Raw genomic sequence first — 13,756 nt, forward strand, 5'->3', positions numbered from 1 at the left:
TCGTGTCGTGAGATGTTGGGTTAAGTCCCGCAACGAGCGCAACCCTTTTCCTTATTTGCCAGCGGGTTAAGCCGGGAACTTTAAGGATACTGCCAGTGACAAACTGGAGGAAGGCGGGGACGACGTCAAGTCATCATGGCCCTTACGACCAGGGCTACACACGTGCTACAATGGTCGGTACAAAGGGTTGCTACCTAGCGATAGGATGCTAATCTCAAAAAGCCGATCGTAGTCCGGATTGGAGTCTGCAACTCGACTCCATGAAGTCGGAATCGCTAGTAATCGCGGATCAGAATGCCGCGGTGAATACGTTCCCGGGCCTTGTACACACCGCCCGTCACACCATGGGAATTTGTTGCACCAGAAGTAGGTAGTCTAACCGCAAGGAGGACGCTTACCACGGTGTGGCCGATGACTGGGGTGAAGTCGTAACAAGGTAGCCGTAGGGGAACCTGCGGCTGGATCACCTCCTTAACGAAAGATTGACGACCGGTAAGAATCCACAACAAGTTGTTCTTCATTGATGTATCTGAGGGTCTGTAGCTCAGTTGGTTAGAGCACACGCTTGATAAGCGTGGGGTCACAAGTTCAAGTCTTGTCAGACCCACCATTCTGACTAGCTGTACAGAAAGAAGATGCATTGAATCTAGATGATAAGCTGGGGACTTAGCTTAGTTGGTAGAGCGCCTGCTTTGCACGCAGGAGGTCAGGAGTTCGACTCTCCTAGTCTCCACCATATATCGCTTTGCGATATGGTTAAGTTAATAAATGAACAGTCAAAAGGCTGTTAGTTTAGTCCTTAAGCAAACGAAGTTTTAGATCCTAGAGATTAGCAAGTATAAGCGTTATGATACGCGGACTTGATAATCTCTGTGATTTATCACGGTTTCCTGACCTGACGAAGGCTGGAAAAATCATTAACAGAATATATTTGAGTTGAAATAATTTGTTCATACTCGTTTTAGTTAACTTAACAAGCAATTGTTAATGTTGAATGAAATGAGTTACTAGCGAAATTAACTGAATCAAGCGTTTTGGTATATGAATCTAATTGAAGCTGTACAGTGATTAAGTTCACAGAACTCTGAACTAAAATGTTGAAGATGCTACTTGTAGGCATCGTCGGCTGTTTGGGGTTGTATAGTCAAGTAATTAAGTGCATGTGGTGGATGCCTTGGCAGTCAGAGGCGATGAAAGACGTAATAGCCTGCGATAAGCTCCGGGGAGGCGGCAAATATCCTGTGATCCGGAGATTTCTGAATGGGGAAACCCACCTGTCATAAGGCAGGTATCATACACTGAATACATAGGTGTATGAGGCGAACGAGGGGAAGTGAAACATCTCAGTACCCTTAGGAAAAGAAATCAATTGAGATTCCCTCAGTAGCGGCGAGCGAACGGGGAACAGCCCATTAAGTCATATAAGTTCTAGTGGAATGCTCTGGGAAGTGCAACCATAGTGGGTGATAGTCCTGTACACGAAAGGGCTTATATGATGATGTCGAGTAGGGCGAGGCACGTGAAACCTTGTCTGAATATGGGGGGACCATCCTCCAAGGCTAAATACTCCTGACTGACCGATAGTGAACCAGTACCGTGAGGGAAAGGCGAAAAGAACCCCTGTGAGGGGAGTGAAATAGATCCTGAAACCGCATGCATACAAGCAGTGGGAGCCGGCTTAGTCCGGTGACTGCGTACCTTTTGTATAATGGGTCAGCGACTTACATTCAGTAGCGAGGTTAACCGAATAGGGGAGCCGTAGAGAAATCGAGTCTTAATAGGGCGTTTAGTTGCTGGGTGTAGACCCGAAACCGGGTGATCTATCCATGAGCAGGTTGAAGGTTGGGTAACACTAACTGGAGGACCGAACCCACTGTCGTTGAAAAGCCAGGGGATGACTTGTGGATAGGGGTGAAAGGCTAATCAAACTCGGTGATAGCTGGTTCTCCCCGAAAGCTATTTAGGTAGCGCCTCGGACGAATACCATTGGGGGTAGAGCACTGTTTCGGCTAGGGGGTCATCCCGACTTACCAAACCGATGCAAACTCCGAATACCAATGAGTACTATCCGGGAGACAGACTGCGGGTGCTAACGTCCGTAGTCAAGAGGAAAACAATCCAGACCGCCAGCTAAGGCCCCAAAATTATAGTTAAGTGGGAAACGATGTGGGAAGGCATAGACAGCTAGGAGGTTGGCTTAGAAGCAGCCACCCTTTAAAGAAAGCGTAATAGCTCACTAGTCGAGTCGGCCTGCGCGGAAGATGTAACGGGGCTAAAACTATATGCCGAAGCTGCGGATTTGCAATTTATTGCAAGTGGTAGGGGAGCGTTCTGTAAGCCGATGAAGGTGGATTGAGAAGTCTGCTGGAGGTATCAGAAGTGCGAATGCTGACGTGAGTAACGACAAAACGGGTGAAAAACCCGTTCGCTGAAAGACCAAGGGTTCCAGTCCAACGTTAATCGGGGCTGGGTGAGTCGACCCCTAAGGCGAGGCCGAGAGGCGTAGTCGATGGGAAATTGGTTAATATTCCAATACTTCTGTGTAATGCGATGAGAGGACGGAGTAAGTTAAGTCAGCCTGGCGTTGGTTGTCCAGGTGAAAGGATGTAGGCATGTATCTTAGGCAAATCCGGGGTACTCTATGCTGAGATCTGATAGCAAGCTGTACTTGTACAGTGAAGTGGCTGATACTATGCTTCCAGGAAAAGTCTCTAAGCTTCAGTTGCACAGGAATCGTACCCGAAACCGACACAGGTGGTCAGGTCGAGTAGACCAAAGCGCTTGAGAGAACTCTGCTGAAGGAACTAGGCAAAATGGTACCGTAACTTCGGGAGAAGGTACGCTGCCGGCGGTGATAGAACTTGCTTCTTGAGCTGCTGGCAGCCACAGAAACCAGGCCCCTGCAACTGTTTATTAAAAACATAGCACTCTGCAAACACGAAAGTGGACGTATAGGGTGTGATGCCTGCCCGGTGCTGGAAGGTTAATTGATGGGGTTAGCGTAAGCGAAGCTCTTGATCGAAGCCCCAGTAAACGGCGGCCGTAACTATAACGGTCCTAAGGTAGCGAAATTCCTTGTCGGGTAAGTTCCGACCTGCACGAATGGCATAATGATGGGGGCGCTGTCTCCAGCAGAGGCTCAGTGAAATCGAAATCGCCGTGAAGATGCGGTGTACCCGCGGCTAGACGGAAAGACCCCGTGAACCTTTACTGCAGCTTGACATTGAACTTTGATCTTACTTGTGTAGGATAGGTGGGAGGCTTTGAAACCGCGACGCTAGTTGCGGTGGAGCCAATCTTGAAATACCACCCTGGTAATATTGAGGTTCTAACTCTGCTCCATAATCTGGAGCGAGGACCATGTCTGGTGGGTAGTTTGACTGGGGCGGTCTCCTCCTAAAGAGTAACGGAGGAGTACGAAGGTGCGCTCAGCGTGGTCGGAAATCACGCGTAGAGTATAAAGGCAAAAGCGCGCTTAACTGCGAGACCCACAAGTCGAGCAGGTACGAAAGTAGGTCTTAGTGATCCGGTGGTTCTGTATGGAAGGGCCATCGCTCAACGGATAAAAGGTACTCTGGGGATAACAGGCTGATACCGCCCAAGAGTTCATATCGACGGCGGTGTTTGGCACCTCGATGTCGGCTCATCTCATCCTGGGGCTGAAGCAGGTCCCAAGGGTATGGCTGTTCGCCATTTAAAGAGGTACGCGAGCTGGGTTTAGAACGTCGTGAGACAGTTCGGTCCCTATCTACCGTGGGCGCTGGAAATTTGAGAGGATCTGCTCCTAGTACGAGAGGACCAGAGTGGACGAACCTCTGGTGTACCGGTTGTGACGCCAGTCGCATCGCCGGGTAGCTATGTTCGGAAGGGATAACCGCTGAAAGCATCTAAGCGGGAAGCCTACCTCAAGATAAGATTTCCCTAGGACTTTATGTCCTCTAAAGAGCCGTTGAAGACTACGACGTTGATAGGCTGGATGTGGAAGTGCGGTGACGCATGAAGCTGACCAGTACTAATTGCTCGTGAGGCTTGACTATACAACGCCCAAGCAGCTGTATATCATGCTTCAATTGATTCACATATAATCAATCAAACTTGATTTAGTTAAAAAGCTAGATACAATGAACAAATTAAATGAACTCAAGTACTTCTGTTAATAACTCATTTGACCAAGCAACGGCACTGAAAAGATAAGACCAAATGCAAAGTCATAACAGTTGTGCTGGCGACAATAGCAAGAGTGAACCACCTGATCCCTTCCCGAACTCAGAAGTGAAACCTCTTAGCGCTGATGGTAGTGTGGGGTTACCCATGTGAGAGTAAGTCATCGCCAGCTCATTATTCGAAAACACCCCCTGACTAGTGCAGGGGGTGTTTTTTTATGCGCGGGAAAGAAAAATAGGAAATAATTGCTAAATCAGTTCTAAATCAGCTGATTTAATCGCATGGGTTGTCTTTTTAATAGCATATAAGAGCTGTCCCAATAAAACATCTTTATCTGCCATAGCAACAATAATCATTGGATGATTTTTTGCAGCTATCGCGGAAAGTACGACTTTGCCATTTTCGGCATCTAATGTAATGGATTGACAGCCTGTTAGGTGAATTTCTTGCGTAAATGCCGTAACCATTGCCAAAATTGAGCTGCTGACAGCAGCGAGTTTGCCTTTATTGTAAATATCTCTTTTATAAAGGCTGGCAAGTTCAAAGCCATCAGTTGAACAAACCATAACAAAATTGACACCGCGCACATTGGATATGATGTCTTGCAATTCTTGCTTTGCTTTGTCGATCAATTCAGCTGAAGCAGCTCGTTTTTCTTTAATATTGAACATATATGCTCCTTAAGCGCTAATGTTGTGATTGACTTCTACAGCTGTAATAAGGGCTTCAAGCAAAAGCAAAGCATCTTCTTTTTTTCGGGCATCTATAAAAAATAAAGGGCAGAATAAATCTTGCCCAATTAGCCATTCTTTATAAATGGACAATGAGTGATGGTTGCTATTAACATCAACATGTGTAATGCCAATCGCAAAATTATCCGTATAGTTTTGGAAAGTTTCTAAAAAGGTTTCAAGCTCTTGCAATGGCGCATCACAATTATGGTCAATTAAAATAATGGCGCCTATCGCGCCTTGGCATATAACAGGCCAAATAAAATCAAATCGGCTTTGCCCTGGGGTGCCATATAACCCAATTTTAACGCCATCTTCTAGCGTTACTTCGCCATAATCTATGCCGACAGTGGTTTCCATTTTTGCATGGCTTTCTTGATCTGTATTAAATGCTTCAGTAAGAAGCACTGGTATATCTGAAAGCGAACGGATGGCTTCTGTTTTTCCAGCGCCCATTGTTCCTGCAAATACTATTTTGTATTGCTGTAAAATCATGCAACTTCTCCTGTCGCTAGAAACCGAATTTTCTGCGTAATTTTCCAAAAAAGCTTGCAATCATGTTTTCTTCAGAATGAGTGTCTGCTTTTTCAGGGGGAGTGTAATGGTTATCCCAAAGATTGATTTTGCTGATATTTCCAGCGGCCATATTAGCGGCGATAAATTGGCGGACCATTTCTATTGGAATATTATGCTGCTCTGCAATTTTAGAAATTTTTGCGCCTTGCACAAAACACGCAGACATCTGAAATATTTTTTTACGGTGCTTTGTATCATAAGGCTTAGGCCAAAAATGGATGCGGTAGTGGCCATCATCTGGTGCTATTTGATAAAAATTAGGAGATTTCCAGAATAAGTTCCAAATCCAATCTTGAAGAATGTGGCTGTTTTTTCTAGATACTTTAGTCAGATCTGTCGTTGATGCAAAATCATAATTAAAACTGAAATCTGTATGATTTAAAGTTCTTTCTGGATTGCTGTAAGCTAGATTGTTTGCAATATCGATGACGCCGAGTGATCCGTGAGTGTCAAAAATGTGCAATTTGTTATGCGCTTCAGCATTATGCATTTCTTTAAAATAGCTTTCAGAGAAATGGTGGTCTTCAGGCAATACTGTATAGAGATGCTGATTAGTTATATGTTTTGCTTCATCATCTATTGGCTGATTGTTTTGAACAATATAGTTTTTAATCCATTCATCTAATTCTACAGAATCAAGCAGCGGCAAATACAAGGTATTATTTCTTAATTTTCCGCAAAGGGAGTCATCTTTGGCAACTTTAAGCCATGGAAATTTACGGTTGTTCAGAACTCTTTGTATTCCCTCGGTTTCGAAGAAATTTTCATGAATAAATAAGCAGTCTAAATTAATGTCTGAAGCTGTTTTCCATTGGATGGAGAATTTTTCATTAATAATATTGCCAAGCTGGGATTTCAGCTCCTCCGCATCATGGATACTTAAACCTGATATTGCAATATTAATATATTGCTTACTCATTGTTATCTCTCTATCTGCTGGTGGAATTTTGTGTAGGCCAATTAAAAATTCCCTGCATATTTTGATATGCAGGGAATTTAAGGTATTTAGCTAAAGTCTAATTCTTTTTCATAAGCTTTGAGCTCATGCCTAGCCATGGCGAGGTTTGACTTAGAGCGGTCAAGAACCAGATACAGGAAGACATTTGCATTTTGTTCCAATGGGCGGATCAAATGATATTGCTTACCGAGCGTAATCAGAATATCTTCGATATGGTCATTCAAGTTCAATGATTGAGCTACACGGCGCTTTGAGCGTACGACTTCAGTATTTCCCGCCGCCGCAAGCTCTAAATCAATTCCGCCTCCGCCTTGTGTTGCAAGCGCTAGCCCGCTTTCCCCATCAACAAGCGCTGCCGCAATAAAACCATCAATATTGGTAAGTGAATCTAATGAAACTTTAGCCATGATTTTTTCCCTCTTACTGGTTTTGTAAATGATTATTTATTGTGTTGAAGCCGGTAATTAAAGACTTTGTTAATTACTTAATTTAATTATAGGAGGGGGGCATGACATTTCAATAAAATAATTTTGATGCGTTAATTTGCTTGTATTTTTGTCTTTTTTTTTTACAAATGGCCTGATGCTAAGCGTGATGGAAGTATCAATTATTTTGTTTTTTAGTGTTTGAACGCTCTTTTTTTTACTGCCTTAAATTTGTGTAAAGAAATGTAATTCGGTAGAAATATATGCGAAATGTTCATCATTATTTTCACTTTTTTACAAAAGTATACATTGTTGATTAATTTAGTCGGTATTCTGAAATATTGACATAAAAAAAGATCAGTATTGACTGATCTTTTTTTATGCTTGCTTTTAAGCAAATATATTGCAAACAGCAGAATAAAGTACCCATAAAATAACAACGGCTACGAGAGGTTCTGCTACTTTTGACCATGCTGGAATGATCGGGGCAGCTTCTTCCTGTTCGTGGCCTGTGTGCTGATTCACCATCTGATTGAACTCCTTCATTGATTCCTCTAATGATAGCTCATCTGCAATTATAGGTTTGGAACCTTTTAATTCTAAAAGGTTGTTTGTTGACCAAACCCAATTGTCGGCTTGCCCGGATAAATGCTCGATTTGGCCAAGCAGCAGTTCGCGGATGCTCTGCAGCGTGTGATTGCCTGTATCATGCAGCTGTTTCAGTTCGGTGAGCTGGCGCTTGAATATTGCAGCGGTTAATTCCTCAAGCTCCGTACGGGGAAGGCTGGAGGCATTTTCTTTAGAGGTTGTTAAATGCCGTGCAACTTCCTGCACGTATAAATCATCTGGAGAAGTAATTTCTTGATAAACTTTTTTGTCATTTAAGCGCCATTGGCTAATGAGCTCACCGAGAGTTAAAGCATTTATTTCAGCAATATGGCTCCGCTTATCTTCCTTGGAGAGATGGGGGAGAAGCTCAGGCTTTTGAGTCTCTAATTGTTCTGCAAAGTACTGTACTAAGTCAAAAGCCATTTTACTGCTCCATATTTTTAATCTAATAGCCTTAAGCTAGGTTTTTTCTTTGGCTGTTCATTTTTTTGTTCAGTGTCTGATTTTAAAGCATCTTCGCTATTTTGGATATGCTGATATTCAGTTGGATCAAAGAATAAGCCTTGACCATTTTCACGGGCATAGATGCCAAGCACCGCTGAAAACGGTACGTACAAATCACGTGAAACACCGCCAAAACGTGCCGAGAAGGTGATTGCATCATTGCTCATGTTTAGGGCGTGTACTGCATGCGGTACAAGATTTAAAGTGATTTGGCCGTCTTGAATAAACTGCTCTGGCACCATGGTATTGGGCTGTGTTGCATCCACAAGCAGGTAAGGTGTGAGCTGATTATCGCAAATCCATTCATAAATGGCGCGGGCCATGTAAGGGCGGGTTGGGCTGAGGTTTAATTGTTGTTCAGACATATGAGGCTCGATTAATTCGACAATAATTCACTGTAACGGTTTTTTTCCTGCAATGTCATGGATTTTACAAAAGCAGGACGGTTGAAAATGCGCTGGCAATACAAGTGGATCGGACGGCAGTGTTGTTGAGGCAGAATAATTCCCATCGTTTTTAAGCGTAAAAAAATGGGCGCCAGCATGCAGTCCAGGATACTGAAATGCTCTGACATGAAAAAGGGAAAATGCTGAAATAATGGGGTGAGTGAGACCAGTGTATCCCGCAGTTTGCTTTGCGCTTTTTTTTGAGCATTGATATCCAATGAATCTGCATGGCGCAGCATGATATCGGCAAGATTGAGCCAGTCCTGCTCAAAGCGCCAAATATACTGGCGCTGTTCTGCGCGCGGCGCTGGAGCATCGGCATACAGCTTATTTTGACGGTAACGGTCGTCGATATATTCAGAAATGATGCTGGCTTTAAACAGCTTTAGTTCATTTTCGACCAGCATGGGCAGCTGATTGTAAGGATTTAAGCTGGCGAGATCTTCATCATCTTCATCGGTCAAAACCAGGTTGTACTTGATTTGCTTTTCCGCAAGGACATAGCGGATCCAGTGGGATCGAAAATCATCTGCATGGCTATACAGCGTGATTCCTTGAGGAGGGGCATTTTCGAGTGACATAAATCCTGAACAATCGGTTTTGAATGAGATAGGATACTAAAAAACACCCATAAAATCACGAAACAGTTTGAATTAATCGATGTTGCCTGATCTTGGAATTTGACAGCACTTCTCTTTGCACGGCGCGGCATTCTTTTTTGGATGATCAGCTGGTTGCGGCCGGATCAAGCTATCCTGCTTCTTATTTTGAGGCTGATGCTGGCCTCATTGTAAAAACTATTGAAGACGGTGTTATTGGTCTGCTCTTTGGGGAGGGGCTGATGATGTCACGTCAATGTTTTATACGCTGTTTTGCTTGATTGATGGAATAAAAAAAGCCTTGGATAATCCAAGGCTTTTTTGTCCGATTCGGTAAACGAATTAACGTTTAGAGAATTGAGGACGTTTACGCGCTTTACGTAAACCAAGTTTCTTACGTTCAACTTCACGAGCATCACGAGTAACGAAACCAGCTTGACGAAGAGCAGGCTTAAGCGTTTCGTCAGAAGCGATCAATGCGCGAGTAATACCGTGACGGATTGCGCCAGCTTGACCGCCGATACCACCACCAGCAACAGTGATGTAAAGGTCATATTTTTCAGTAGCTTCTAAAAGCTCTAGAGGTTGATTTACAACCATGCGAGCAGTTTCACGACCGAAATACTGTTCAAGAGTACGGTTGTTGATTACGAGTTTGCCTGTACCAGCTGACAAGAAAACACGTGCAGTTGCGGTCTTACGGCGACCTGTACCATAATTAGTAGCCATGTGCTGTTATCCCTTAGATGTCCAAAACTTGTGGCTGTTGAGCAGCATGTGGATGCTCTGTACCTGCATACACTTTCATTTTCTTGATCATTGCATAACCAAGAGGACCTTTTGGCAACATACCTTTAACAGCTTTTTCTAAAACTGCTTCTGGTTTGTGAGCGATTAACTTTTCAAAGTTAGTCTCACGGATACCACCAGGGAAACCAGTGTGGCGATAGTATTTCTTATCGTGAGCTTTTTTACCAGTCACAGTAATTTCTTCAGCATTGATTACAACGATATAATCGCCAGTGTCAACGTGAGGAGTATAAGAAGTTTTGTGCTTACCGCGTAAACGACGAGCGATTTCAGTCGCAAGGCGACCTAAAGTTTTGCCAGAAGCATCAACAACGTACCAGTCGTGTTGAACTTCAGCTGGCTTAGCGCTGAGAGTTTTCATTAAACCACTACCTATTATAGTTGGTTTGGACTATGGAATCTGTCCAAACAAAAGGAGACGCGATTCTAAACGAAAACGTGAAGAATCACAAATGAAAATATTAAATTTCAAGCGCTGTATTTTATACCACTTTAAATGAAAAACCTAGCATGCGGTTTAAAAAATAAGCTAAAAAGATACATAGCGCTAGACAGGCGGAATTTAACAGGTTTTTTGGTTTGCGCTGCAGCTGCGGAGAATGCCCTTTATTGCTTTCAGGGTGAACCTAAAATTACGCAGCAATGCTGTATAAGCTTTTTAGGCGGTAAATTTGTACTAAAATAGGGGCAATTGATAATGCAGAAGAACCTCATGCTTCCTTTATATGTGACCAGCGGTGAACCTGCTGGAATTGGCCCGGATATTTGTTTGAGTTTGGCAGAACGTATTGATGAACGTCCAATTGTGGTGCTGGCAGACATCAACATGCTGCGTGATCGTGCCAATATGCTGAAACAAGATATTCAAATCATTGAATATATGGGGCAAACAGAAACGTCTGCACAAGGTCAACTTTATGTAGAGCATGTGCCTTTAGCTAATCCTGTGGTGATGGGGCAGCTGGATGTCAAGAATGCGGCCTATGTGCTGGAGCAGCTGCGCCGTTCTGCGGATTATGCAATGTCGGGAAAAAGTGTGGGCGTTGCGACGGCGCCCGTCCAGAAATCAATTATCAATGACGCTGGGATGCATTTCAGCGGCCATACCGAGTATTACCAAGAGTTTGCGGGTGCAGAACGGGTGGTGATGATGCTGGCAACTCAAACTTTACGTGTGGCTCTGGCAACAACACATTTGGCTTTGCGTGATGTGCCGGATGCCATTACGCAAGAGCGCCTGCATCAAGTGATTGATATCCTTATTCATGATTTGAAAACCAAATTCAAAATTGAACATCCGCATATTTTGGTCTGCGGCCTTAATCCGCATGCCGGCGAGGGCGGTTATCTGGGCATGGAAGAAATTGAAGTGATTAATCCTGTACTGGAAAGCTACCGCGCTCAAGGTGTAAATATGAGTTTAAGCTTGCCGGCCGATACTTTATTTACCCCTGAAAATTTAAAAGATGCGGATGCCGTTTTGGCGATGTATCACGATCAGGGTTTACCTGTGTTAAAATCACAAGGCTTCGGTGAAGCCATTAATATTACTTTAGGTTTGCCTTTTATCCGCACTTCTGTAGATCATGGCACAGCGCTCTCCCTTGCGGGTACAGGACTGGCAAAAAGTTCAAGCTTGCATGCCGCTGTTGATTTAGCCCTCGATTTGGCTCGCCGCTGATTTTTACCCATTACTCACGTTGGAAATGTTTTTATGTATCAAATTAATGCCTTAAACCCAAAAGATGAAGGGCATCACACGCGCAAGCGTTTTGGTCAAAACTTCTTACATGACCAACGTGTCATTGCAAAAATAGTCCGTTCAGTTAATCCTCGCGCCGGCGATAATGTCGTGGAAATTGGCCCGGGTTTAGCCGCTTTAACGTCACCTTTAATTGGCGAATGTGACGCTTTGACTGTGGTCGAGCTTGACCGTGATTTGGCTGCCGGCCTGCCGGGGCGTGTTCCGCATCCAGAGCGTCTGACCATTGTTGAAACAGATGCGCTGAAGTATGACTTTACTGAATTATTTCAGGATGGCCGCCCGCTGCGCGTAGTCGGCAACTTGCCATACAACATCTCGACGCCATTGCTGTTCCATCTCTTGGAATTTGGTGACAAAGTCAAAGACATGCACTTCATGCTGCAAAAAGAAGTCGTGGACCGCATTACAGCATCGCCGAACACCAAAGAATATGGCCGTCTGTCCGTCATGATTCAGTATTTCTGCAAGCCGACCTTTTTGTTTGAAGTGCCGCCTGGCTCATTTAACCCGCCGCCGAAAGTGACTTCGGCCGTTTTTCGTTTAGAGCCTTATGCCGTTAAGCCGATTGTGGCGAAAAATGAAAAAGCCTTGGCGCGCTTGGTCTCGCATGTCTTTACGCAGCGCCGCAAAACATTGCGCAACAGCTTAAAAGGCATGCTGGCGGAAGATGGTTTCGAGAGTGCTGGCGTTGATCCGATGGCGCGTCCTGAAACTTTAACCCTAGCGCAATTTGTCGCTTTGGCGGATCAGATGGTGGATGCATAAGATGGCGCGCTATAACTATGTTATTGGTGATGTGCAGGGCTGTTTTGAAGCTTTAAAAGCATTGCTGAAGCATATTCAATTTGATGCGGATCAGGATTTTATCTGGTTTGCTGGCGATTTGGTGGCGCGCGGTGAAAACTCAATTGGCGCATTGCGTTTTATTAAAAAGTTGGTGGACTGCGGTGCAGCCGCCACGGTGCTGGGCAATCATGACCTTAATTTGCTGGCTGTTGCACGCGGCATCAAAGAAATCAAGGAACAGGACAATACCCAAGACGTGATTAATGCCTTGGAAAGTGATGATTTGATTGACTGGCTGCGCAAGCAGCCTTTGTGCCTGCTTCCGGATGGCGGTACGGTGCTGACGCATGCCGGCATTCCCTGCAATTGGACTGCAGCGCAGGCAGTGGCCTTAGCCAAAGAAGTTGAGGCGGTGATTGGCCATGATGATCTTGCTGTGCTCGACGGCTTTTTAAAAGAAATGTATGGTAAAAAACCAGCGCTTTGGTCGGATGAGCTGCAAGGCAATGAGCGCTTGCGCTGCATTACCAATTATTTGACCCGCATGCGCCTCACAGATGCTGAAGGCCGTATGGAATTCAGCTTCAAAGATGCTTTGGATGAGCCGATGCCCGAGGGCTTCCGGCCGTGGTTTGAATTTGAATCGCAGGCTGCAAAAACCCACCGGATTTTCTTTGGCCATTGGGCGGCATTGCAGGGAAGAACAATCTCTGACCGCATACAGAATGTCGATGGCGGCTGTGTCTGGGGCAATCAGCTGATTGCCTGCCGTTTGGAGGATCAGGAAATATTCCGTGTGGATAATCCGATGTTCTAAAATGATTATGCTGTAAAAAGCAGAAACAATAAAAAAAGCCGCAAATAATTGCGGCTTTTTTTTGAAATAAAATTAATCAATGCGCAGCCAAGTTTGATTGCGGCCTAAGGTTGAAACCCCCATATAGGCGCGTAAAGTCAGGCGTTTGCCAGTCGCATTCAGTTTTACTTTTGCGTTGTACACTTTTCCTGCAAGCGGATCGATGACACGGCCTTTTTCGTAATTGCCAGTGCCATCAACATATTTTAAGCCCTTGAGAATCTCCATGCCTAAAATAGGCTGATTCTTGTAAGGCGCTGGACAGTCATTGCATGTCTTTTGAGGTGTGTAGCCCGGTCGAGGCGTAATTTTGACAATTTTACCGGTATAGGTGCCATTATCTTCTTTACGGATTTCAATAACCGCTTTTGGCGACCCTGTTTTATCATCAATAGATTGCCAAGTGCCTGTTAAGTCCTGCGCTAATGCTGAACCGCTAAATGCGGCGCCAAGCAAAAGGAGCCCCAATTTCAAATTCCGCTTCATAAAACCCCTAAATGATTCGTCACAAAATAAACAGATATGGA

The 13,756-nt window shown here is 44.4% G+C and carries 13 protein-coding genes, 2 tRNA genes and 3 rRNA genes; 8 read left to right on the plus strand and 10 right to left on the minus strand.

Going from position 1 to position 13,756, the window contains the following annotated elements; all coding sequences use genetic code 11:
* The 5 genes from F941_RS02960 to rrf all read left to right on the plus strand — a co-directional run.
* Nucleotides 1-474: ribosomal RNA gene (locus F941_RS02960) — 16S ribosomal RNA — on the plus strand; the annotation flags it as partial.
* A gap of 59 nt (nucleotides 475-533) precedes the next feature.
* Nucleotides 534-610 (plus strand) — tRNA-Ile (locus F941_RS02965).
* 50 nt (nucleotides 611-660) lie between these two features.
* A tRNA-Ala gene (locus tag F941_RS02970) sits at nucleotides 661-736 on the plus strand.
* Between the two features lie 406 nt (nucleotides 737-1,142).
* Nucleotides 1,143-4,037 (plus strand): 23S ribosomal RNA (locus tag F941_RS02975).
* A gap of 184 nt (nucleotides 4,038-4,221) precedes the next feature.
* Nucleotides 4,222-4,336 (plus strand): 5S ribosomal RNA (gene rrf, locus F941_RS02980).
* A 76-nt stretch (nucleotides 4,337-4,412) separates the two neighbouring features.
* Here rrf and F941_RS02985 read toward each other — a convergent pair.
* From F941_RS02985 to rplM, 9 genes are all read right to left on the minus strand, one after another.
* Nucleotides 4,413-4,835, minus strand: coding sequence for a roadblock/LC7 domain-containing protein (locus F941_RS02985; protein ID WP_005007718.1), 423 nt, complete (start codon nucleotides 4,833-4,835; stop codon nucleotides 4,413-4,415).
* Between the two features lie 9 nt (nucleotides 4,836-4,844).
* Nucleotides 4,845-5,390, minus strand: a complete 546-nt coding sequence (locus F941_RS02990; RefSeq protein ID WP_005007723.1) for a GTP-binding protein — start codon at nucleotides 5,388-5,390, stop codon at nucleotides 4,845-4,847.
* A gap of 16 nt (nucleotides 5,391-5,406) precedes the next feature.
* Nucleotides 5,407-6,390, minus strand: a complete 984-nt coding sequence (locus tag F941_RS02995; protein ID WP_005007726.1) for a hypothetical protein — start codon at nucleotides 6,388-6,390, stop codon at nucleotides 5,407-5,409.
* An 86-nt stretch (nucleotides 6,391-6,476) separates the two neighbouring features.
* Nucleotides 6,477-6,836 (minus strand): roadblock/LC7 domain-containing protein, encoded by a 360-nt coding sequence (locus tag F941_RS03000; protein ID WP_005007727.1) that lies wholly within the window; start codon nucleotides 6,834-6,836, stop codon nucleotides 6,477-6,479.
* A 408-nt stretch (nucleotides 6,837-7,244) separates the two neighbouring features.
* The gene (locus F941_RS03005; protein ID WP_005007729.1) at nucleotides 7,245-7,886 is read right to left on the minus strand and encodes a hypothetical protein; all 642 of its coding nucleotides are present in this window, start codon (nucleotides 7,884-7,886) and stop codon (nucleotides 7,245-7,247) included.
* Nucleotides 7,887-7,903: 17 nt separating this feature from the next.
* Complete coding sequence (locus F941_RS03010; protein WP_005007731.1) at nucleotides 7,904-8,332, minus strand: ClpXP protease specificity-enhancing factor; 429 nt, start codon at nucleotides 8,330-8,332, stop codon at nucleotides 7,904-7,906.
* An 11-nt stretch (nucleotides 8,333-8,343) separates the two neighbouring features.
* Nucleotides 8,344-8,994 carry a glutathione S-transferase N-terminal domain-containing protein gene (locus tag F941_RS03015; protein WP_005007733.1) on the minus strand — a complete coding sequence of 217 codons (651 nt, stop codon included), beginning with the start codon at nucleotides 8,992-8,994 and terminating at the stop codon, nucleotides 8,344-8,346.
* A 360-nt stretch (nucleotides 8,995-9,354) separates the two neighbouring features.
* Nucleotides 9,355-9,741 carry a 30S ribosomal protein S9 gene (gene rpsI, locus F941_RS03025; RefSeq protein WP_005007735.1) on the minus strand — a complete coding sequence of 129 codons (387 nt, stop codon included), beginning with the start codon at nucleotides 9,739-9,741 and terminating at the stop codon, nucleotides 9,355-9,357.
* Between the two features lie 13 nt (nucleotides 9,742-9,754).
* Complete coding sequence (rplM, locus tag F941_RS03030; RefSeq protein ID WP_005007737.1) at nucleotides 9,755-10,183, minus strand: 50S ribosomal protein L13; 429 nt, start codon at nucleotides 10,181-10,183, stop codon at nucleotides 9,755-9,757.
* A gap of 351 nt (nucleotides 10,184-10,534) precedes the next feature.
* Between rplM and pdxA the strand changes: the two genes are divergently transcribed.
* From pdxA to F941_RS03045, 3 genes are read left to right on the plus strand one after another with little or no spacing between them, the layout of a single operon-like run.
* Nucleotides 10,535-11,503 (plus strand): 4-hydroxythreonine-4-phosphate dehydrogenase PdxA, encoded by a 969-nt coding sequence (gene pdxA, locus F941_RS03035; protein WP_018572665.1) that lies wholly within the window; start codon nucleotides 10,535-10,537, stop codon nucleotides 11,501-11,503.
* A gap of 33 nt (nucleotides 11,504-11,536) precedes the next feature.
* Nucleotides 11,537-12,352: a 16S rRNA (adenine(1518)-N(6)/adenine(1519)-N(6))-dimethyltransferase RsmA gene (gene rsmA / locus F941_RS03040; protein WP_005007744.1), complete on the plus strand. Its 816-nt coding sequence runs from the start codon at nucleotides 11,537-11,539 to the stop codon at nucleotides 12,350-12,352.
* A complete protein-coding gene (locus tag F941_RS03045; RefSeq protein ID WP_018572666.1) occupies nucleotides 12,345-13,190 on the plus strand; it encodes a symmetrical bis(5'-nucleosyl)-tetraphosphatase in 846 nt (281 codons plus the stop codon). The genes rsmA and F941_RS03045 overlap by 8 nt, the downstream gene beginning before the upstream one ends.
* A 72-nt stretch (nucleotides 13,191-13,262) precedes the next feature.
* Here the strand turns inward: F941_RS03045 and F941_RS03050 are convergent, their stop codons facing one another.
* Nucleotides 13,263-13,715: a DUF2147 domain-containing protein gene (locus F941_RS03050; protein WP_005007748.1), complete on the minus strand. Its 453-nt coding sequence runs from the start codon at nucleotides 13,713-13,715 to the stop codon at nucleotides 13,263-13,265.
* Nucleotides 13,716-13,756: the final 41 nt, after the last annotated feature.

This window comes from Acinetobacter bouvetii DSM 14964 = CIP 107468, assembly GCF_000368865.1.
Lineage (GTDB): Bacteria > Pseudomonadota > Gammaproteobacteria > Pseudomonadales > Moraxellaceae > Acinetobacter > Acinetobacter bouvetii.